This window comes from Kitasatospora sp. NBC_01250 (assembly GCF_036226465.1).
Lineage (GTDB): Bacteria > Actinomycetota > Actinomycetes > Streptomycetales > Streptomycetaceae > Kitasatospora.
Genome location: NZ_CP108476.1, coordinates 2,952,353 through 2,971,964, shown reverse-complemented (window position 1 = coordinate 2,971,964; position 19,612 = coordinate 2,952,353). Strand labels below are relative to the sequence as shown.

The 19,612-nt window shown below is 72.9% G+C and carries 17 protein-coding genes; 11 read left to right on the top strand and 6 right to left on the bottom strand.

The annotated features are described in order from the left end of the window. The first annotated feature begins 164 nt into the window (after nucleotides 1–164). The 4 genes from OG500_RS11905 to OG500_RS11890 all read left to right on the top strand — a co-directional run bounded on the left by OG500_RS11905 (nucleotide 165) and on the right by OG500_RS11890 (nucleotide 3,473). Nucleotides 165–356: a ferredoxin gene (locus OG500_RS11905; protein ID WP_329579557.1), complete on the top strand. Its 192-nt coding sequence runs from the start codon at nucleotides 165–167 to the stop codon at nucleotides 354–356. A gap of 169 nt (nucleotides 357–525) precedes the next feature. Next, complete coding sequence (locus tag OG500_RS11900) at nucleotides 526–1,566, top strand: hypothetical protein (RefSeq protein WP_329579554.1); 1,041 nt, start codon at nucleotides 526–528, stop codon at nucleotides 1,564–1,566. After that, entirely contained in the window at nucleotides 1,556–2,419 is an 864-nt protein-coding gene (locus OG500_RS11895; RefSeq protein WP_329579551.1) for an alpha/beta fold hydrolase, read from the top strand. The genes OG500_RS11900 and OG500_RS11895 overlap by 11 nt, the downstream gene beginning before the upstream one ends. 172 nt (nucleotides 2,420–2,591) lie before the next feature. Next, complete coding sequence (locus OG500_RS11890; protein ID WP_329579548.1) at nucleotides 2,592–3,473, top strand: HEAT repeat domain-containing protein; 882 nt, start codon at nucleotides 2,592–2,594, stop codon at nucleotides 3,471–3,473. A 143-nt stretch (nucleotides 3,474–3,616) separates the two neighbouring features. Here OG500_RS11890 and OG500_RS11885 read toward each other — a convergent pair whose 3' ends face one another. From OG500_RS11885 to OG500_RS11870, 4 genes are all read right to left on the bottom strand, one after another. Then, nucleotides 3,617–3,808, bottom strand: a complete 192-nt coding sequence (locus OG500_RS11885) for a DUF397 domain-containing protein (protein WP_329579546.1) — start codon at nucleotides 3,806–3,808, stop codon at nucleotides 3,617–3,619. Continuing rightward, entirely contained in the window at nucleotides 3,805–4,686 is an 882-nt protein-coding gene (locus OG500_RS11880) for a helix-turn-helix domain-containing protein (RefSeq protein WP_329579543.1), read from the bottom strand. The genes OG500_RS11885 and OG500_RS11880 overlap by 4 nt, the downstream gene beginning before the upstream one ends. A 108-nt stretch (nucleotides 4,687–4,794) precedes the next feature. After that, nucleotides 4,795–5,664 (bottom strand): ABC transporter permease subunit, encoded by an 870-nt coding sequence (locus OG500_RS11875; protein ID WP_327066522.1) that lies wholly within the window; start codon nucleotides 5,662–5,664, stop codon nucleotides 4,795–4,797. Then, entirely contained in the window at nucleotides 5,661–6,572 is a 912-nt protein-coding gene (locus tag OG500_RS11870) for an ABC transporter ATP-binding protein (protein ID WP_329579538.1), read from the bottom strand. Before OG500_RS11870 ends, OG500_RS11875 begins: the two co-directional genes overlap by 4 nt. A 132-nt stretch (nucleotides 6,573–6,704) precedes the next feature. Between OG500_RS11870 and OG500_RS11865 the strand changes: the two genes are divergently transcribed. Continuing rightward, a complete protein-coding gene (locus OG500_RS11865) occupies nucleotides 6,705–7,919 on the top strand; it encodes a sensor histidine kinase (protein WP_329579535.1) in 1,215 nt (404 codons plus the stop codon). After that, nucleotides 7,916–8,587 carry a response regulator transcription factor gene (locus tag OG500_RS11860; protein WP_329579532.1) on the top strand — a complete coding sequence of 224 codons (672 nt, stop codon included), beginning with the start codon at nucleotides 7,916–7,918 and terminating at the stop codon, nucleotides 8,585–8,587. The genes OG500_RS11865 and OG500_RS11860 overlap by 4 nt, the downstream gene beginning before the upstream one ends. Before the next feature lie 7 nt (nucleotides 8,588–8,594). On the opposite strand, the gene OG500_RS11855 is transcribed toward OG500_RS11860, so the two are convergent. Both OG500_RS11855 and eccCa read right to left on the bottom strand, forming a co-directional pair. Continuing rightward, nucleotides 8,595–11,261 carry a hypothetical protein gene (locus OG500_RS11855; RefSeq protein WP_329579530.1) on the bottom strand — a complete coding sequence of 889 codons (2,667 nt, stop codon included), beginning with the start codon at nucleotides 11,259–11,261 and terminating at the stop codon, nucleotides 8,595–8,597. A gap of 64 nt (nucleotides 11,262–11,325) precedes the next feature. Next, nucleotides 11,326–15,282, bottom strand: a complete 3,957-nt coding sequence (gene eccCa / locus OG500_RS11850) for a type VII secretion protein EccCa (protein WP_442907025.1) — start codon at nucleotides 15,280–15,282, stop codon at nucleotides 11,326–11,328. Between the two features lie 169 nt (nucleotides 15,283–15,451). Between eccCa and eccD the strand changes: the two genes are divergently transcribed. From eccD to OG500_RS11825, 5 genes are all read left to right on the top strand, one after another. Further along, nucleotides 15,452–16,834: a type VII secretion integral membrane protein EccD gene (gene eccD, locus OG500_RS11845; RefSeq protein ID WP_329579526.1), complete on the top strand. Its 1,383-nt coding sequence runs from the start codon at nucleotides 15,452–15,454 to the stop codon at nucleotides 16,832–16,834. Nucleotides 16,835–16,913: 79 nt separating this feature from the next. Beyond that, the gene (gene eccB / locus OG500_RS11840; RefSeq protein ID WP_327066516.1) at nucleotides 16,914–18,365 is read left to right on the top strand and encodes a type VII secretion protein EccB; all 1,452 of its coding nucleotides are present in this window, start codon (nucleotides 16,914–16,916) and stop codon (nucleotides 18,363–18,365) included. 62 nt (nucleotides 18,366–18,427) lie between these two features. Further along, nucleotides 18,428–18,772, top strand: coding sequence for a hypothetical protein (locus tag OG500_RS11835; RefSeq protein ID WP_327066515.1), 345 nt, complete (start codon nucleotides 18,428–18,430; stop codon nucleotides 18,770–18,772). 60 nt (nucleotides 18,773–18,832) lie between these two features. Then, on the top strand, nucleotides 18,833–19,117 hold the full coding sequence (locus tag OG500_RS11830) for a WXG100 family type VII secretion target (RefSeq protein ID WP_327066514.1): 285 nt from the start codon (nucleotides 18,833–18,835) through the stop codon (nucleotides 19,115–19,117). Nucleotides 19,118–19,127: 10 nt separating this feature from the next. Beyond that, complete coding sequence (locus OG500_RS11825) at nucleotides 19,128–19,547, top strand: hypothetical protein (protein ID WP_327066513.1); 420 nt, start codon at nucleotides 19,128–19,130, stop codon at nucleotides 19,545–19,547. The last annotated feature ends 65 nt before the right edge of the window (nucleotides 19,548–19,612 follow it).

The window sequence follows — 19,612 nt, the reverse complement described above, 5'->3', positions numbered from 1 at the left end:
AGAGGCGGGAGAGGCGGGGTGGGGTGGGGAGGTTCGGGGAGGTCCGGGGAAGGCCGGGGAGGTGGGATCGCGGGTCCGGGCAATCGCCTGACGGCTGGTCATGCCGGTCCCTATGCTTCGACCGCTGTTGACGATCGAGCTGACGTCCTAGCTGTGGAGGCACGATGAGAATCTCCGTGGACCATGACCACTGCATTGGCTCCGGGATGTGCGAGGTGACCGCACCGAAGGTGTTCACCCTGAACGACGACGGATACGCCGAGATCATCCCCGGGGCGCAGGACGGCGCGGGCGACCCGATGGTGAAGGAGGCCGTGCGGGGGTGTCCGGTGCAGGCCATCAAGATCGGCGAGTAGTGGGCGAGTAGAGGTCCGGAACGGGCCGGTTGTGGCCGGGGGTTGCCGGCCACAACCGGCCCGTTCGCCGCGCGGCGCGGGGCGGTGAACCGAGGAGTGGTCCGGGGCGTTGTTCGGGGTGGGCGCGTGTGCTGCCCATCGTGTGTGCGGCGACCTCGGGAGGACAGCGGTGCTCAGGTTCGAAGGTGCGTGGCGGATCACCGTGCTGAGCAAGAACGCCGACTTCGAGCAGCGCGCGGTGGTGCGGGGGAAGTACGGCGCCAAGGTGCTGCCCGGGGTGGCCGGGGCCAGCATCGAGGTCGACATGGAGAGCTGGGGCCTCGCGCTGGAGCACCTGTTGTGGGGGCGCAACTGGGAGCAGAACCTGCGGACCATTCCCGGGCCGGTCACCGAGCAGGGTGGGGTGCGCAGTCAGGTGCTGACGAGCAACGACTGCCACTGGCCCGGGAAGGCGATGGACTACCCCAACTTCGTGGTGCGGCTGGACCAGGTGGTGGCGGAGAAGGTCGAGCGGCGCGCGGCGTCCGGGGTTGCGCCGGTGCCGGCCGCGACGCAGCGTGTACGGACCTCGACGGGGTCGGGGGAGGGGTTCGGGGCGGTGCCGGGGGTGCCAGGAATTCCTGGGGTGCCTGGGGTGCCGGGGGTGCCGGTCGCGGGGGCGGGGGCGGGGCCTGCGCAGGGGTGGCGGACGGGGACGTCCGAGGCGGAGCTGTCCGGTGCGCAGCAGGCTGTGCAGCCCAGGCCGGTGCCCGCTTGGCGGCGTTCCGGCCCGGTGGCTCCGGCGGTCGGGGAGGCGCTGGCCACCGGTGGAGCCGCAGGGGAGCGTGGGGCGATGGGGGTGGGGCAGCAGAGTTCCCCGGGGGTTCCGGCGCAGCCCGGGGCGGGGCAGGGGGCGGGGCAGGGCGTCGGCAGGGCCGAGCGCGGGGTGCCGCCGGTGCTGGGGACTGCGGGGATCGCGGGGATTCCGGCAGAGCGTGCGGTGCGGCCTGCTGGGGCGGATGGGGTGCGGGGGAATCTGGTGCCGGGGGTGCGGAAGGCGCGGTCGGTCGCACCAGGGGTTCCGGCGCAGCCCGCCGTGCGGCCGGGTGTGAGGCCTGAGGCTGGTGGGAGTGCGGTGGGTGGGAGCGATGGATGGTGGCCGAGTACGGTGAGTCCGGGGGAGGATCTCGGTAGCCTGATCGAGCGGGAGTTGCGTGCTGATGGGTCGTGAGAAGCCCGTTCTTGAGCGGGTCACCATTCAAGTGGGCCCGCATGCGCATGGTGCGTTGGCAGCCGGCCCGGTCGAGGGCGAGCTCGTGCTGTTGCTGCACGGCTGGCCCGAGTTCGCGGACTGCTGGACGCCGGTGCTGCGCGCGCTGGGCGCGGCCGGGCTGCGGGCCGTCGCCGTCGACCAGCGGGGATACGCCCCCGGTGCCCGGCCCGGCCGGATCGCCGACTACGCCGTGGCCGAGTTGGTCGCGGATGCCTTGGCCTTCGCCGACGCGCTGGGCGCCGCACGGTTCCACCTGGTCGCCCACGACTGGGGCGGCCTGGTGGCCTGGGTGCTCGCCGCCGAGCATCCGGAGCGGCTCAAGTCACTGACCGTGCTGGCCACTCCGCATCCGAACGCGCTGGCCCGGGCCGCCGCCGAGGACGAGACCCAGGACCGCCGGCTCGACTACGTGCGTGTGTTCCGCAGGGAGGGCGGCGTCGCGGAGGCCCGCCTGCTCGCCGAGGGCGCGGCTCGGCTGCGGGCCCTCTACGGTGGCCGGGTGGCGGCGGAGTTGGTGGAGGAGAACGTCCGGCGGCTCTCCGAGCCCGGTGCGCTCACCGCCACGCTCAACTGGTACCGGGCGCCGTCTGGTCCGCTGGCCGTCGAGGCCGGGCGGATCACCGTGCCGACGCTGTTCCTCTGGGGCAGCGAGGACGCGGCCCTCGGACGCGGCGCGGCCGAGGCCACGGGCGACTGGGTGGACGGCCCGTACCGGTTCGAGGCGCTGGAGGGCGCGAGCCACTGGCTGCCCGAGGAGGAGCCCGCGTTGGTGGCCTCCCGGGTGTTGGAGCACCTGTCCGGCTCGGCCTGACCCGAGCCGGACAGGGCAGAAGGCCCGGACGATCTGTGGGGGATCGTCCGGGCCGTGCGGCGGGCGCGGGGAGCCCGCCACCCGCTGTGCCGAACGGCCGCGGTGCGGGCCGGGCCCGGTGGCTCAGGGGCGACAGGACACGATGGTTCGAGCGACGGTTGGGCGGTAGCTGATGGTGTCGAAGGATCTGGCCGGTGGCGAGGTGGCTGGTGGCGAGGACGATCTCGAAGTCCTGCGCGCCGCAGCGCTGCTGGATCCGGACGAGCACGAGCAGTGGGATGTCGTCCACGCCTTCCAGAAGCGCGCGGATCGGTCGGCCTTCGAGGCCGCGCGGGTGCTGGTTCGCGCTGCTGACGCGCGCGAGCGGGTGATCGGTCTGACCATCCTGGCCCAGTTCGGCAGCCGCGCCGATCGCCTGTTCCTGGAGGAGCGCCTGTCGATCGCCATCGAAGCCTGCGCCGATCCGCAGGCCGAGGTGATCCGGTCAGCGGTCCTGGCCCTGGCGCACCTCGGCGATCCGCGAGGACTTGCCGCCGCGCTGGGACAGGAGGGGCACCCCGACGAGGACGTGCGCCAGGCGGTGGCGTTCGCGCTGCCGTCGGTCGGTGGAGACCCCGCCTGCCCGGACGCCGTCGCCGCGCTGATCCGGCTCAGCGGCGACCGGTCGGACTACGTCCGCGACTGGGCGACCTTCGGCCTGGGACTGGAATCGGCGGGTGACGGCGAGCGGATCCGTCGCGCCCTGCTGGAGCGGGTGGGCGATCCCGACCGGGACACGGCGGCGGAGGCGTTCCTCGGCCTGGCCCAGCGTGGTGACCGGCGCATGCTGTCGGCGCTCGGCGTGGCATTGGAGGGACCTGACCCCGCCGACAAAGTCATCGAGGCTGCAGCCGAGTTGGCCGCGCCGGAGCTGCTTCCCGCGTTGCATCGGCTCAAGCAGCGGGCAGGGGCCGATGCCGACTTGCGGGCGTCGACGATCGACGAGGCCATCAGCGCGTGCTCCGCTGCTGCGGCGGCGCACGCGGGTGGCGGCCCGGAACCGGAGGCGCCCTGATCCCGGATCGCGGTCAGGGGCGTGCTGGGGGGCGACGGGGGCGCTGGGCTGGGGAGCGGGGGGAGATGAGGACGTGGTGACGGGGGCGGCCCGGACGATCTGTGGGGGATCGTCCGGGCCGTTGTGTGTTCGCGGGGCGCGGGTTAGAGGGCGGTGGCGAGGGTGAGGAAGGCGGTCCAGCTGGTGGGGGTGATGGTGAGCTGGGGTCCGGCCTGGTCTTTGGAGTCGCGGATGTGGATGGTGTTGGGGGTGGCGGCGATTTCGATGCACTCGCCGCCCTCGTTGCCGCTGTAGCTGCTCTTGAACCAGGTGAGTTGGGGCGCTTCGATGTTCATAGTTCTCCCAGCATCTTCTCGATCAGGGTCTGTGACTCCCGAGGCGTGAGTGCTTGCGCTCGCATGGTCCCATACTTCGCAGCGAGCAGCCGGACCTCCTCGAAATCGGTGATCAGGCGGCTGACCTGCTGGACTTCGACGTAGCCAACCTGCGGTCCGCCCTTAGGAGTCAGCAAGGTGAAGGAACCGTCAAGGGCAGTGTGATCCTGACAGCTTGTCGGCATGACCTGGAGTTCGCCGTTTCTCAACGTACTGAACGTCAGGAGGCTTTCCAACTGCCCTTTCTGAATCTGCCTGCCGCCGATCGGGCGTTGCAGAACCGACTCTTCGATGAGACAGCTCACCATGGGTGGTGGCCACTTTCGGTTCATGATTTCCTGCCGGGCCAAGCGCGCTGCCAGGCGCCACTCGATTGTCTGCTCATCCCAGAGTGGGCGCCGGACATTGAAGAGGTGGCGGGCATACTCGGGGGTCTGGAGCAGTCCAGGGACGGCCATGGTGCTGTAGTAGCTCAGCTCCACCGCCTCCGGCTCCAGGCGGGCGTAGTCCCGGAAGAAGACCGGATGCCGCACACGTGGTTTCTTGGCCTTCTTCGTGTCCTCGACGCCGGCCTTCAACAGGCCTCCGGCGTCCAGGAAGTCGTCAGCTGCGATGAGCAGGTCCTCCTGCGCATTGCGGCGACCGCGTTCGATGGAGGAGATCAAGTCTTCGCTGTAGCCGAGCTGGACGGCCAGTTCGCGCTGGGTCAGGCCCTTACGTTCGCGCAGGATCTTCAGTTGTTTGCCCAGGATGGTGGAGAGCGCCTGGGACTCGTCCGCAGCTTCGTCATCATCCAACTCGATTGGCTGCTCCGGGATCTGCCCCTCCGGAACGGTCACCGTGACCACCGCCTCGCCCGCGTGCGTTTGTTTGCTGGCGAGCGTACGCGCGGCCGTGCGAGGCGGACGGGGAACAGCGGAACTGAACTCGTTTGGAGTAGTCGGTAGTCAGTGGTCCCGGTGGCGGACGATCAGGAGGGGGAGCAGCACCGCGACCAGCGGCCAGAGCAGGAAGACCACGGCTGACCCCGTCAGCGTCGGGTGGAAGCCGGGGTCGCCCAGCATGTCGGCATCGAGGACGAAGACCAGGCGCTGCCAGGCGGCGATGGGTGTGGCGTTGTGGAGGTCGATGACCCACTGGTGGAGGCTGCTGTTGAGGAGGGTCGGCAGCAGGAGGAGCGCCACGGAGACCATCACCATGGTGGTCGCGCTGTGCCGGATCAGGGCACCCAGGCCGAGCCCGACCAGTGCGCAGACCACCGGGAACACCGCGTCCGCGAGGATGCAGCGCAGGGCGTGCGGCTGGCTGATCGAGATGCCGATGTGCTGGGTGGACAGGATGGCCTGGGAGATCCAGAACGAGCCGAAGGCCATCACCAGGCCCGCGACCAGCATCAGCGCGGTCAGCACGACCACCTTGGCGGCCAGTACCGCCCGGCGGGCCGGGACGGCCGCGAAGGTGGTGCGGATCATGCCGCTGCTGTACTCGCCGACGATCGCGATGGCGCCGATGCTGCCGGTGGCCAGGGCCAGGATGAACGAGGAGTTGTTGGGGAACGCGTCGCCCATCGACCAGAGCGGGACGAAGTCGGCCTTGGTCGACGGCGGATAGTCGGGCCAGTTGCTGAGGTCGGAGCGGGCCGCGTTGGCGCTGATGGCGAGCACCGCCAGCACGGTGGTCAGCAGGGCCCAGCGGATCGAGCGCAGGGACCAGAGCTTGGTCCACTCGGAGGCGAGCAGGTCGCGGAACCGGGCGCGGGGATCGTCGACGATCTGCGGGGAGGCCGGGGTGGAGATCGAGGCGTGAAGGGCGGTCATCGGGGGTCTCCGGCGAGGTATTCGACGCTGTCGGCGGTCAGTTCCATGAACGCCTGCTCCAACGAGGCGTGGCGGGTGGTCAGTTCGTTCAGGCGCAGCTGGTGCTGGAAGGCGAGTTCGCCGATCCGGTCGGCGTCCAGGCCGGTCACCGTGAGCTGGTCGGGCCCGTCCTGGTGGACGCCGGCGCCGTGGCCGAGCAGCAGGGCGGTCAGTGCGGCGGCCTGCGGGGTGCGGACGGCCACGCTCGCCCCCGTGGCGCGGGCCGCGAACTCCGCGATGGTGGCGTCCGCGAGGAGTTCGCCGCGGCCGATCACGATCAACTGCTCAGCGGTGCTCTCCATCTCGCTCATCAGGTGGCTGGAGACGAAGACGGTGCGCCCCTCGGCGGCCAGCCGCTGGAAGAGGCCGCGCACCCAGAGCACGCCCTCGGGGTCGAGGCCGTTGAACGGCTCGTCGAAGAGCAGCACCGGCGGGTCGCCGAGCAACGCGGTGGCGATGCCCAGGCGTTGGCGCATGCCGAGCGAGAAGCCGCCGATCCGGCGCCCCGCCGCGCCGGCCAGGCCGACCTCGCGCAGCACCTCCTCGACCCGGGTGCGCGGGATCCGGTTGCTCTGGGCCAGCGCCGTCAGGTGGGCCCGGGCGCTGCGTCCGCCGTGCACGTCGCTCGCGTCGAGCAGGGCGCCGACGTGGCGCAGGCCGCGCGGGTGGTGCTGGAAGGGGCGTCCGTCGATGGTGGCGGTGCCGCTGGTGGGCGAGTTGAGGCCGAGCAGCAGGCGCAGCGTGGTGCTCTTGCCCGCGCCATTGGGGCCGAGGAACCCGGTGACGTGGCCCGGGCGGACGGTGAAGCTCAGCTGGTTGACGGCGGTGGTGCGGCCGTAACGCTTCGTCAGTTCGTTGACTTCGATCACGGGATCCACCGTGCCCCCCGGCGGTGCCGCCGCGCATGGGGCCGTGGGCTGCACCGGTGGGGGCAGAGTAGCCCCGGGGTGTAAGCCCGTGGGCCCATGCCTGGTCAGCGGGCTGACGGCTACCATCGCGGGGTGAAAACACCCTTGCTCAAGCGGATACCTGCCAGGGTATGGACCGGCCTGGTGTGGGGAGTGGTGCTGGCCTCGCCCGTCGCGCTGTTGCTGACCGTGCGCCCCGGGGTGCAGGCGGGTACGCAGGCGGTCCTTCCCGTGCTCGCCACCCTGCTGCCGCTGGTGCTGCTGCGCCGACAGCCGCTGCTCGGGCTGGCGTTGATGCTGGGCGCCGCGTACTTCGGAGTCGTGACGTTCTGGTGGTGGTGGTTCGGGGCGATCGAGTGCCTGGCCGCGGACCTGGCGCTGGTGTACATCGCCCGCAGCAGGCCGCGCCGGGAGTCGCTCTGGAGCGCGGCGCTGATCTGCGTCGCGATGGCGGGCGCGGTGCCCAACTGGCTCGGGGCGCACGGCCTCGGGTACCGCGGGTTCGACTACTCGCTGGGGGTTCCGTTGGCGCTCGTCTACCTGCTGGCGACCTGCCTCGCCTGGCTGGTCGGCCGCTACCTGCACCAGCACCGCGCCTACACCGAGTCGCTGCGCAGCCAACGCGCCGCTCAGGCGGCCACGGCCGAACGACTGCAGATCGCCCGCGAGTTGCACGACATGGTCGCGCACAGCATCGGCATCATCGCGATCCAGGCCGGGGTGGGCAGTCGGGTGATGGACACCCAGCCGGAGGAGGCCCGCAATGCGCTGCGGGCGATCGAGGCGACCAGCCGGGAGACCCTGGCGGGGCTGCGGCGCACCCTCGGCGCGCTGCGCCAGCCGGTCGCGGGCCAGAGTGCGGGAGCCTCGCCGCGGGAGCCGGCGCCCGGGCTCGGGGACGTCGAGCGGCTGGCGGAGGCGACCGGGCAGGCGGGGGTGCGGGTCGCGGTGCGGTGGACCGGGGAGCGGCGTGCGCTGGCGCCGGAAGTCGACCTGGCCGCCTTTCGGATCATCCAGGAGGGGCTGACCAATGTGGTGCGGCACGCCGGGGTGATGTCGTGTCAGGTGCTGATCGACTGTCGGGAGGAGGAGTTGGTCATCGAGATCACGGATCGCGGGAACGGTGGCGGCAACGTGGGTATGAGCGGGGCCGGGTACGGGCTGATCGGGATGCGTGAGCGGGTGGCGCTGTTGCACGGTGAGTTCGCGGCCGGGCCGCGGGACGGGGGCGGGTACCGGGTGGCGGCGCGGCTGCCGCTGGTGGCGGGTGCGCGTGCGGGAGCAGGAGCGGGGGCGGGGAGCCGATGACGGTACGGGTGGTGCTGGCCGATGACCAGCCGCTGGTGCGGGCCGGGCTGCGGGTGCTGGCGGCGGACACCGAGGACCTGGTGGTCGTCGGCGAGGCGGGGACCGGGACCGAGGCGGTGCGGCTGGCCCGGGAGGAGCAGCCGGACGTGGTGGTGATGGACATCCGGATGCCCGGCATGGACGGGATCGAGGCCACCCGGGCGATCACCGCCGGGGGCGGTCCGGTGCGGGTGCTGATGCTGACCACCTTCGACGAGGACGACTACGTCTACGCCGCGCTGCGCGCCGGGGCGAGCGGGTTTTTGGTCAAGGACATGGCGCTGGAGGACATCCTCGGCGGCATCCGGGTGGTCGCCGCCGGGGACGCGCTGATCGCGCCGGCTGTCACGCGGCGGCTGATCGAGGAGTTCGTCAGCCGGCCCGAGCGGCCGGGAGCCCTGCACGTGCCACCGGCGGTCGAGGGGATCACCGAGCGCGAGCGCGAGGTGCTGACGCTGGTGGGGCGGGGGCTCTCCAACAGCGAGATCGCGGCCGAGCTGTTCATCAGCGTGGCCACGGCCAAGGCCCATGTGGCGCGGCTGTTCAGCAAGTTGGCGGCGCGCGATCGGGTGCAGCTGGTGATCACGGCGTACGAGCTGGGGCTGGTGAGGGTGGGGGAGCGGGGGTAGGGCCTGGTCAGGCGGCGCCGAGGTCGAGGTGGAAGTGGTCCGGGTGGGCCGGGCGGACGCGGGCGTCGGGGGTGGTGGCGTCGCGGCGGGCGAGCCAGGCGCGCAGGCGCTCGGGGGACGGGCGGGGGCCGGCGATCTCGTGGAGCAGGACGCGGGTCGGGCGGTTGACCGAGAGGTCGGCGGGCTCGACTTCCAGGACCTCGAAGGTGCTGCCCGGGGCGAAGACCACGGTGGGCTGCTCACCGGGCTCGCCGAAGGCCGAGGTGCGGCGGCCGGTGGCGGACCAGAGGGCGAACTCGACCTCGACGTCCTCGCCCAGGTCGGCTGCCACGGCGCTGATCCCGCTGATCGGGGCGGACTCGGTGAGCAGCGCGCCCGGGGTGTAGCGGTCCAGCTCGAAGGGGCCCGGCGGGGCGCCGACCAGCACCGCGCCGTGGTGGCTGGGCAGTCGGCGCAGGCCGGCGGCGAGGCAGCGCAGGTAGGGGAGCAGGGTGCCCGGGTTGCCGGAGCGGGCAGCGGCGGCCAGCGCGGTGCGGGAGGCGGGGACGGGGGCGTCGACGTGGTGGAGCAGCACGGCGACGAGCTCGGGGCGGAGGTCCTCGCCGGCGGCCGGGCGCAGGCCGGGGAGGCGGGTGGCCACCTGGTCGGCGCGGCTGGCCCAGCGGATGTAGGGCTGGCCGAGGAGGGCGACCAGGGCCTCGCGGTCCTCGTAGGGGGTGGTGGAGGGGGCGGGAGCGGGTGTGGGAGTGGGTGGGGTGGGAGCGGGTTCCGGGGCCGGGGCGGGCTCGGGGAGGGGTTCAGGGGCAGGGGTCGGCTCGGGCTCGGGGGTGGGCTCCGGGGCAGGGGTCGGCTCGGGGGTGGGTTCAGGTTCGGGCGTGGGCTCCGGCTCCGGGACGGGCTCGGGCTCGGGCTCGGGCTCGCGGACGGGCTCCGGGACGGAGGTCGCCTCGGGGGCAGGCGTCGGCTCGGGCGTGGGCTCCGGCTCCGGGACGGGGGTGGGCTCGGGTTCGGGTGCCGGCTCGGGTTCGCGGGCGGGCTCGGGTGCCGGCTCGGGCTCGGGGGTGGGGGCAGGCTCAGGGGTCGGCTCGGGTTCGGGCGTCGGCTCGGGCTCGCGGGCGGGCTCGGGGGCAGGCGTCGGCTCGGGCTCGGGGGTCGGGGTGCGGACCGGGGACATGGAGAGGGTGGGGACGTCGTCCGGGTTGGCCGTGCTCAGCATCGTGGTGGGCCGGTCGGCCGAGGTGGGGATGGGAATGGCCAGGCCTGCCATCTCCGACGCGGTGGGGATCGGGATGGGGAGCTCCGGCTCCGGCGCGAGGGGTGCGACGGGCGCCGGGGCCGGAACAACCACCGGCTCCGCTACCGGTACCGGCTCCGCTACCGGCGCCGGAACAGCCGCAGGCGCCGCCCGCCGCACCGCCCCCTCCGTGCCCAGCCAGGTGAGCTTGTGGATCCGTGCGCTGAACCGCCCCACCGTCTCCGACTCGGCGTCCATCGACCCCGCCACCGCGACCGCCAGCCCCAGCGGCCCGCTCGGCCCGGCGCCGAGCGGGGGGAAGCCCGGGAGCAGCGTGCCCAGGTGCTCCCAGACCTCCTGGGTCACCGGGAACCCGGCCGCGCCGACCACCAGCACCGGCTGCGCCGGGTCGGGTCGGCGCAGCCGGGGGGCGCGGTCGGCGGTGCCGATCGCCGGGCGCAGCCAGAGGCCGGCCGAGATGGCCTCCAACTCCCAACCGGGGAAGGCGTGGTAGCGCGCCGGTCCGGCCGGTGCCCAGGAGGGGTGGCCGCGCCAGGCGACGGCGGTCACGCTGCGCCTGACCGGGCAGGCGGTCAGCTCGGTCAGGTAGGGCTCCCAGCCGGGCGTGCCGTCGGGGGCGAGGTGCACGCTGGAGTAGCCGCTCGCGGTGAGCAGCGGCAGGCCGATGGCGGCGTGCACCTCGCGGTCGAGCGAGGCGGCCAGGATCGCGGAGAGTTCGACCAGGGCGACGGGGTCGGCCCAGGGGGCGCTGAGCAGCAGCCGCAGGTCTCCGGCGGTGGGGGCGGCGGTGGCGAGCAGCGATGCTGCCACCGAGGCGAGTTGCACGCCGGTGGGCAGCGGCGCGCCGGGCTCGCCGAGCACCAGGAGCAGGGTCCCGGTCGGGGCCGAGGCGAAGTCGAGGATGGCGGGCGCGAAGGCGGGGGCGGTGGCGGTGATCCAGACGCCGCCGCTGCGCAGCGGGTTGATCGCCGCGTCGCCCGGCCAGCGCTCGCCGAGCGCCTCGGGCTCGCCCGCCGGCCGGCAGCGCCACCAGGAGCCGCCCGTCACCAGCAGGGTCCCGTCCGGCTCGATGGAGACCAGCGCGTCCGGTGCCACCACCGTCAACCCGGTTCGCTGGGCCAGGAGTTCGGCCGGACGCCGGCCGTCGGGGCCGCTCGCGCCGAGCCCGGAGGCGGCCAGCACCAGGGTGTCGGCCCCCCGGGCACCCGCGTTGCGGGTCAGCTCGCCCAGCGATTCGCGCAGCACCGGGGCGGCGTCCGGCGCGGCGGCGAGCAGCACCAGGGCCCGGGGGTCGGCGCGCACCGGGCCCATGGCCGCGGCCAGGCCCTCCTGCTCGGCGCCCGGCGGCGCGATGAGGAAGTGCGGACCCACCGCGCGCAACGTGGACCGCTCGGTGACCTGGGATTTTGCCGAGTCCATGGCCTGGCCTCCGTTCTGCTGAGTGAGCCCCAGCCGGGACTACGGGCCCGTCACCCCCGCCGGTTCACCCGTCCTTGCCCAGGTGCCCGGTCTGCACCTGCACGGTGCGCCGGCGGGTGATGTAGAGGCCGCGGCCGGTGGTGAGCTGCCTGGGCTTGATGTTGCCGAACAGGTAGCCCTCGGAGGGCGGGCAGGACATCAGCAGGGCCGGCGAGTTGACCTCCTGCAGCTTGCGCAGCAGCGGGTCGCTCATCGCCCGCCCGATGCCGTTGGCGCCGCGCGCCACGATCAGGTGCAGGCCGATCTCGGCGCCCTGGGCCAGGTTGTCGAGCACCGCGGCGAAGGGGTGGCTGCCGGAGCCCGCGCCGACCAGGTCGTAGTCGTCGACCAGGATGAACAGCTCCGGACCCTCCCACCAGTCGCGCAGCTTGAGCCGGGCGGGGCTGATGTCGTCGGCGGGGATCCGGTTCTTCATCGCACGCGCCGCGCCGTCGACGATCTGGCGCAGCATGTCGACGGCCACCGCGTAGCCGAGCTGGTACTCCTTGGGCACCACGTCGTAGAGCCCGCGGCGGTAGTCGACCACCATGATCCGGGCCTCGGCGGGCGTGTAGGCCCGGGTGATGGACTGGGCCATCAGCTTCAGCAGGTTGGTCTTGCCGGACTCGGTGTCGCCGATGACCAGCAGGTGCGGGTTCTCCTCGAAGTCGTGCCAGAGCGGCGCGACCTCGGTGTCCTCCAGGCCGATCGGCACCCGCAGGCGTCCCTCGGGCGCCGGCAGGTCGGCGGCGTCCAGGGTGAGCGGCAGCATCCGCACCTCGGGGGCGCGCGGCCCGGTCCAGTGCGCGGCGATGGCGTCGACCAGGTCGGCGATGCCCTCGCCGAGGTCCTCGGTGGTGCCGGTGCCGTCGATCCGCGGCAGCGCGGTGAGGAAGTGCAACTGCTCGTCGGTCAGGCCGCGGCCCGGACTCTTGGGCACCTTGCCCGCCGCGCGCATGTTGATCACCGAGTCGACCGGGTCGCCCAGCCGCAGCTCGAACCGGGTCTGCAGCAGGTCGCGCAGTCCGGCGGTGACCTCGCCCCAGCGCGTGGTGGCGACCATCAGGTGGACGCCGTAGTTGATGCCGCGCTGGGCGATCAGGGTGAGCACCTGGGCCAGGTCGTTGAACTCCTGGCGCAGCGTGTTCCAGCCGTCGATCACCAGGAAGACGTCACCGTGCGGGTCCTCGGCCAGCTGGCCGGCCGCCTTGCGGCGGCGGAAGTTGGCGATCGAGTCGATGCCCAGCTCGGCGAAGTACTTCTCGCGCCGGGTGATGACCCCGTTCACCTCGGCGATGGTGCGCAGCACCCGCTCGCCGTCGTGCCGCCCGGTCACCCCGCCCAGGTGCGGCAGGCCGCGCAGGGTGGAGAGCGTGCCACCGCCGAAGTCCAGGCAGTAGAACTGGACCTCGCGCGGGGTGTGGGTGAGCGCGAGACCGGTGATCAGGGTCCGCAGCAGCGTGCTCTTGCCGCTCTGCGGGGCACCGGCGATGCCGACGTGGCCGCCGGCGCCCGACAGGTCGGCGGTCATCAGGTCGCGCAGCTGGTGGAACGGGCGGTCGATCACGCCGACCGGGACGTTGAGCGCGCCGTGCGTCTGGGCCGCCTCGGTGGTCAGGCCGCGCTCGGGGTGCGCGGTGAGCGGCGGCAGCAGCTCGTCCAGGGTGGGCGGCACGTCCAGCGGCGGCAGCCAGACCCGGTAGGCGGGCGGGCCGACGTCGTAGAGCTTGGCGGCCGCGATCTCCAGCAGCGTGCCGGCCGCCTCCTCCTCCACCGGCTCCTCGGCGACGACGGGAAGCTGCTGGGGCGCCACGTAGTTCGTGCCGTACGCGACCACCTGGCCTTCGAGCACCGCCTGCTGGGCCGCCCGGCGCTTGGGCTTGTACGGGCCCGAGACGTAGGCCGCCTTGAAGCGGGTCAGGGTGGAGATGTCGCTGCGCAGGAAGCCGTTGCCGGGGGCCGAGGGCAGCTGGTAGGCGTCCGGGACGCCGAGCACGCCGCGGCTCTCCATCGCGGAGAAGGTGCGCAGACCGATCCGGTAGGAGAGGTGGGACTCCAGCGCGTTCATCCGGCCCTCGTCCAGGCGCTGCGAGGCCAGCAGCAGGTGCACGCCCAGCGAGCGGCCGAGCCGGCCGATCATGATGAACAGCTCCATGAAGTCGCGGTGCGCGGCGAGCAGTTCGCTGAACTCGTCGACCACCACGAAGAGCACGGGCATCGGCTGCAGCGGGGTGCCGTTGGCTCGCGCGGTCTCGTACTCGAGCAGCGAGGCGTAGTTGCCGGCTGCCCGCAGCCACTCCTGGCGGCGGACCATCTCGCCGTGCAGCGCGTCGCGCATCCGGTCCACCAGGGAGGCCTCGTCGGCCAGGTTGGTGATCACGGCCGAGGTGTGCGGCAGTGCGTCCAGGCCGAGGAAGGTCGCGCCACCCTTGAAGTCGACCAGGACGAAGTTGAGCACCTCGGAGGAGTGCGTCACGGCCAGCGCCAGCACCAGGGTGCGCAGCAGCTCGGACTTGCCGGAGCCGGTGGCGCCGATCAGCATGCCGTGCGGGCCCATGCCGCCCTGCGCGGACTCCTTGAGGTCCAGGTCCACCGGGCGGCCGTCCGGGCCCAGGCCCAGCGGCACCCGCAGCCGCTGCGGGATGCCGCGCTGGGCCCAGAGCGCCTCGACGTCCAGCTTGTGCAGGTCCGCGATGCCGAGCAGCGCGGTCAGGTCGAAGTCGGTGGCCAGCGGCTCGGCGGCCTCCACCGTGTCGCCGATCCGGTAGCGGGCCAGCCGGGTCGCCAGGTGGGTGGCCTGACGGGCGGTCAGCAGGTCGGGGCGGCCGAGGTCGGTGACGGTGTCCTTGCGGTTGCGGTCCGCGCCGATCATCGTGAGGCGTCCCTCGGTGATCCGCAGCCGCAGCGTGGTGCGGGCCGGGCGCCACTCCAGGCTCTCGGTCAGGTCGATCAGCACGGTGTTGCGGTAGCCGGTCAGTACGGCCCGGCTGCTCGCGTGCGCCCCGGGGCCGTCCAGCACCAGGACGGTGAACGGCTCGTCGCGGTTCGGCGTGGCGTCCGGCTCGTAGCCCGGGCGGCCGGTGAACTCCTCACCGAGCAGCTGCTCGGCCTCGCCCAGACTGGCCGCCACCAGGCGCAGCGGCCCGGCGCCGTCGCTCTCGCTCGGGTGCAGCGCGTGCGGCAGCCACTTGGCCCACTCCCACTGCGCGCGGTGCTCCGGGGCCGCCACGATGGCGACCCGCAGCTCGTCCGGGCCGTGCACCACGGTGAGCTGGGCCAGGATCGCGCGCACCATCGCCCGGGCGGCGGAGGGATCGTCGGCGCGCAGCAGCACCTGCGCGAAGCCGCGCAGGTGGATCGCGATCGGCTGGTCGTCCAGCGTGCCGTAGGCGTGGATGAAGCGGCGCAGCGCGTGCGCGCAGAGCGGCTCCAGGTCCTCCACCGGCTTGGTGGAGAGCGGGGCGAGCGGGGTGGCCAGGCGCTGCGGCCCGGTACCGATCCGCACGTCACTGAAGTCCGGGTGGGCGGCGCGCCGCTCCCACAGCCGGGAGGTGTCCACCAGCGAGGAGAGCTCGCGCGGCTCCGGGTGCCGCCAGGCCAGTGCCTGCTGCTGCGCGGCGATCGACTTGCGCACCTGGCGACGGATCTGCGAGAGGTAGCGCAGGTAGTCGCGGCGCTCGCCGCGCAACTGCTGCTTGCGGTCGCTGGAGCCGCGGATCAGCTGGGTGACCAGCATGCCGATGGCGGAGAGCGCCATCATGCCCATCCCCAGGTAGCTCATGGCGCCGCCGCCCTCACCGCCCGGGCGCAGGAACATGAAGACCATGGAGAGCGAGCCGAGCGCCATCGGCGCCATGCTGATGATGCTGGACATGCCGCTCTGCTTCTCCGGCAGGACCGGCGGCTCCTGCAACTGGATCTCGCCGTCGGGCATCTCGGGCCCCGGACGCCGAGGCGTTCGGTTGACCAGGACCACGCTCACCTAACAGCTCCCTTGCTCGCGCAACCGTCCTCAGGAGGTGACGGGTGGTGGGGCGAGGCGGGTTCACCAGGTTTGAACCCGGCTGAACGCGTCGCGGCATCCGGCCCGTACAGCTGGGAGGAGTGGGCCTTTCGTGGAGTGGGCCCCCGTGGAGCTTGTGGGGAGTGGCGTGAACAGCAGTGCCGTCGCCGGGCTGTGCCGGTTGAGGTTCCACGCACCGGGGACGGCCTTCGAACTCGCCGTCCCCGCCGACGTGCCGTTGGCCGACCTGCTGCCGGCCGTGCTCGGCCACGCCGGACCGGAGCTGGCCGAGGCCGGCCTGGACCACGGCGGCTGGGTGCTCCAGCGGCTCGGCGAGGAGCCGCTGGACGAGGAGCAGAGCGCCGAGGCGCATCTGCTGCACGACGGCGACGCGCTCTACCTGCGCCCGCGTCGCGAGGCCCTGCCGCCGGTGCACTTCGACGACCTGGTGGACGGCGTGGCCACCGGCATGAACGAGCGCGGCGACAGCTGGCGGCCGGCGCTGACCCACCGGCTGGCGCTCGCGGTGACCATGCTGGCGCTGGCCGGGGGCTGGCTGCTGCTCGCCGTGCCGGGCGCCAGCGGGCCGCGCGAGGCGGTGGCCGCCGCCACGGCGGTGCTGCTCCTGCTCGGCGCGACCAGTGCCGCGCGGGCGATGGCCGACCCGGCCGCGGGCACCGCGCTGGGCGCCGCCGCCGTCCCGTTCCTGACCCTGGCCGCGCTGCTGCTGCCCAGCGGGCCCACCGGCGAGGTGCTGCTCGGCGCCCGGGTGCTGGCGGCGGCCTCGGGCGCGGCCGGTGCCTCGGTGCTCGCGCTGGCGGCGGTCGGCGGCTCCGCGCCGCTCTTCCTGGGCCTGGTGCTGGTGGCGCTGCTCGGGATGGTGGGCGGCGGGCTGGTGCTGGCCGGGATGTCGCTGGACCAGCTGATGGCGGTCATCGCGGTGGTGGCCGTGCTGGTCGGCTCGTTCGTCCCGTCGATCTCCTTCCGGCTCTCCGGCCTGCGGCTGCCGATGCTGCCGCGCAACGCCGAGGAGCTGCAGGAGAACATCGAGCCGTTCCCGGCCCCCGCGGTGCTGAGCCGCAGCCTGATCGCCGACGACTACCTGATGGCGCTGTACACGGCGATCGGCGCGGTCTGCGCGGTCAGCCTGACGCTGCTCGCCTTCACCCGCGGCTGGGCGGGCCCGGCCCAGGCCGGCGCGCTGAGCCTGCTGCTCCTGCTGCACGGTCGGGCGATCGGCAGCATCCGGCAGCGGCTGAGCGTGCTGCTGCCGGGCGTCTACGGTGTGGTGGTGCTGGGCGTCAAGCTGGCGATGAGCCAGCCGGCGAGCGGGCGGCTGATGCTGCTGGGCGGTCTGCTGGCGGTGGCCGCGGCGCTGCTGGTGGTGGCGTGGACGGTGCCGGGGCGCAGGCTGCTGCCGTACTGGGGGCGGCTCGCGGACGTGCTGCACACGCTGAGCGCGGTGGCGCTGCTGCCGCTGGCGCTGCTGGCCTGCGGGGTCTACCACACGCTGCGGGCGATGAACGGCTGAGTCGTACCGGCTGGTTGGAGCGGCTGGTCGTACCGGCCGGGTGTGCGTTGAGTCAGGGCCGAACCCGAGGAGAAGCAGGATGCAGTCCCGACGCGACCAGGTGCAGGCTCACCTGTTCGTGATGAGCAGGCTCGCCTCCGGCATGCTGCGGGCCGAGCCCGACGCGCCGGACACCCCCACCGGACGCACCACCCGCGGCGCCCTCACCGGCCTCGCGCTGGGCATCGTGATCGCGCTGGTGGTGACCGTCTACGGGGTGATGAAGCCCGGCGGCAGCACCAGCTGGCAGAAGCCCGGTGCGCTGGTGATGGTCGAGGAGAGCGGCGCGCGCTACCTCTACCTGGGCGGGGTACTGCACCCGGTGCTCAACCAGGCCAGCGCCAAGCTGCTGGCGGGTGACCAGATGACGCTCCAGCAGGTGAGCGAGGGCTCGCTGAGCGGCGTGCAGCGCGGCGCCCCCGTCGGCCTGGTCGGCGCGCCGGACGCGCTGCCGACGGCGGCCGAGCTGAAGCCGGCCGCCTGGCTGGCCTGCGGCCTCCAGCAGCCCGCCACCACCCCCGGTGGCAGCAGCAAGCCGCAGCTGGCCCTCAGCATCGCCGCGGCGCAGCAGGGCACCGCGCTGACCCCCGGTCAGGGCGCGCTGGTCAGCGCCCCGGACGGCAACACCTACCTGCTCTGGCAGGGCCGCCGGCTGCGGGTCGACAAGCAGAACAGCGCGCTACAGGCGCTCGGCTACCCGACCGCGACGCCGTTCCCGGTCACCGCCGCGATGCTCGGCACGCTGCCGGCCGGCCCCGACCTGGCCTCGCCCGACATCCCCGGGCGCGGCGGTGCGGGCCCCACGCTGGCGGGCCGTCCCACCAAGGTCGGCCAGCTCTTCACCGACCCGACCGGCAGCCACTACGTGCTGAGCTCGGCGGGCCTGGTGCCGCTCACCGTGCTCCAGTACGACCTGCTGCTCGGCGACCCGCGCACCCAGGACAAGGCCTACGGCGGCTCGGCCGGCACCCCCGCGCCGATCGGGCCCGCGGACCTGGCGGCGCACACCGCGGCCGGCCCCGGCCTGCCCGGCGGACTGCCCGCCGAGCCGCCCGCGCTGGTCGACCCCGGCCAGAACCAGGCGCTCTGCGCCGACCTGCACCCGAGCACCGACGGCAACCCCGTCACCTCCGTCGCCGTGCTGGACGCCGGCGCGCTCGGCGGCCAGGCGCCGGACAGCGAGCCCGGCGTGGCGCCCGGCTGCGCCGCCGCCGACAGGATCGCGGTGCGGCCCGGCGCGGGCGCGCTGGTCCGCGCGCTGTCGGGGTCGGGGGCCGGGACGAGCCAGTACCTGGTGGCGGACAACGGCGTGAAGTATCCGCTGCCCTCGGCCGCCGCGGCCAAGCAGCTGGGGTACGCGGCCGTGGCGACCCAGGCGGTGCCGCAGGCGTTGCTGGCGCTGCTGCCCAGCGGGCCGAGCCTGGACCCGAGCGTGCTGTCGGGGGCCCAGATCGTCTCCCCGGCGGCCGGTGGTAACGGCTGTTCCGGCTGAACCGCCCTGCGCGGCAAGGCCGTTCTCATCACTGACAGATTCCCCGACAGAGGAGATCCGCGATGACCACGCCCGGTGGCAACATGTTGAAGACGAGCGACCAGTCCATCCAGAACGCGCTGATGAGTCTGGAGGGTCAGATCTCCGCGATGATCAGCTCCGGCCAGACGGTCGAGCGGATCAACGAGGAGATCGCCGCCCACTACGTCTCCGGCGCGAGCACCGCCTTCCAGGGCAAGATCAACGACTGGGTCACGCGCTACAAGAAGATCATGCAGGCCTTCCAGCAGCTCTCCGAGAGCACCCAGGGCGCGAGCAAGACGCTCACCAAGGCCGAGGAGGACGCCCATGTGATCGGCGGCAACTGGGGCGCCTCGGACGGCGTCTACAGCGCGCTGAACGGCTGACCGCTGCTCCGGTAGCCGACCACCCCCTCTCCCTTCCAGTGACAGCGAGGACCCATTCCCATGGCTGACATCCAACTCCAGCACGAGTCGATCGACCAGGCCTACACAGATCTGCTCCAGGCGGCCCACACCATGGAGAGCAACCTCAACGAGCTGGTCCAGCGGCTCACCCCGCTCCGCGAGGAGTTCCAGGGTGCCGCTGGTACCGCGTTCGAGGAGTTCTTCAAGGTGGTGCAGGGGAACGAGGGCCAGATGCACGAGGACATCCACCAGGGCGCCCAGATCCTGGACCAGATGAACCACACCATGAAGTACGCGGACCAAGCCGCCGCACAGGGCTTCTGAGTAGGCCGGCATGGGCGACACGCTCAAGGTCACAGACGACATCCTGACGGGGTACGCGAACGGCCCGGTCGCGGAGCTGTACCACCGGTTCAACGGGGACAGCACCGTCGACACGGACGGAGCGGCGCTGATCCAGCTCCTCAACGAGTACGCCAACGGCTCGACGCCCGGGAAGGACAGCCTGGGCAACTACACCATGCTGATGGGCGGAACCTCCGTCGAGGCGAAAGCCATGCAGGACAAGTTCAAGGCCTACGCCGGAAACATCGTCGCGCAGTTCACCGCGCTGAAGAACGACATGACCACGCTCTCGACCGCCATCAGCAATGCGAAGACGACCCTTAACAACGCTGAGGAAGACGCCCTCACCGCTGCCCAGATGTTCGAGATCCTCGGCGGCTCGCCCCTGACGCCGCCCCCGAAGCCCTGAGGCACTCTCCCCGTCGCGTGGGTCCGGCTCCTGACGGCAGGTCCGGAGCCGGACCCGCGCGACGG

Excerpts from the sequence above, each read along its gene's own strand:
- OG500_RS11905 (WP_329579557.1), top strand. The coding sequence starts at position 165 with ATGAGAATCTCCGTGGACCATGACCACTGCATTGGCTCCGGGATGTGC.
- OG500_RS11895 (WP_329579551.1), top strand. The coding sequence starts at position 1,556 with ATGGGTCGTGAGAAGCCCGTTCTTGAGCGGGTCACCATTCAAGTGGGC.
- OG500_RS11890 (WP_329579548.1), top strand. The coding sequence starts at position 2,592 with ATGGTGTCGAAGGATCTGGCCGGTGGCGAGGTGGCTGGTGGCGAGGAC.
- OG500_RS11885 (WP_329579546.1), bottom strand. The coding sequence starts at position 3,808 with ATGAACATCGAAGCGCCCCAACTCACCTGGTTCAAGAGCAGCTACAGC.
- OG500_RS11875 (WP_327066522.1), bottom strand. The coding sequence starts at position 5,664 with ATGACCGCCCTTCACGCCTCGATCTCCACCCCGGCCTCCCCGCAGATC.
- OG500_RS11860 (WP_329579532.1), top strand. The coding sequence starts at position 7,916 with ATGACGGTACGGGTGGTGCTGGCCGATGACCAGCCGCTGGTGCGGGCC.
- OG500_RS11855 (WP_329579530.1), bottom strand. The coding sequence starts at position 11,261 with ATGGACTCGGCAAAATCCCAGGTCACCGAGCGGTCCACGTTGCGCGCG.
- eccB (WP_327066516.1), top strand. The coding sequence starts at position 16,914 with ATGCAGTCCCGACGCGACCAGGTGCAGGCTCACCTGTTCGTGATGAGC.
- OG500_RS11835 (WP_327066515.1), top strand. The coding sequence starts at position 18,428 with ATGACCACGCCCGGTGGCAACATGTTGAAGACGAGCGACCAGTCCATC.
- OG500_RS11830 (WP_327066514.1), top strand. The coding sequence starts at position 18,833 with ATGGCTGACATCCAACTCCAGCACGAGTCGATCGACCAGGCCTACACA.
- OG500_RS11825 (WP_327066513.1), top strand. The coding sequence starts at position 19,128 with ATGGGCGACACGCTCAAGGTCACAGACGACATCCTGACGGGGTACGCG.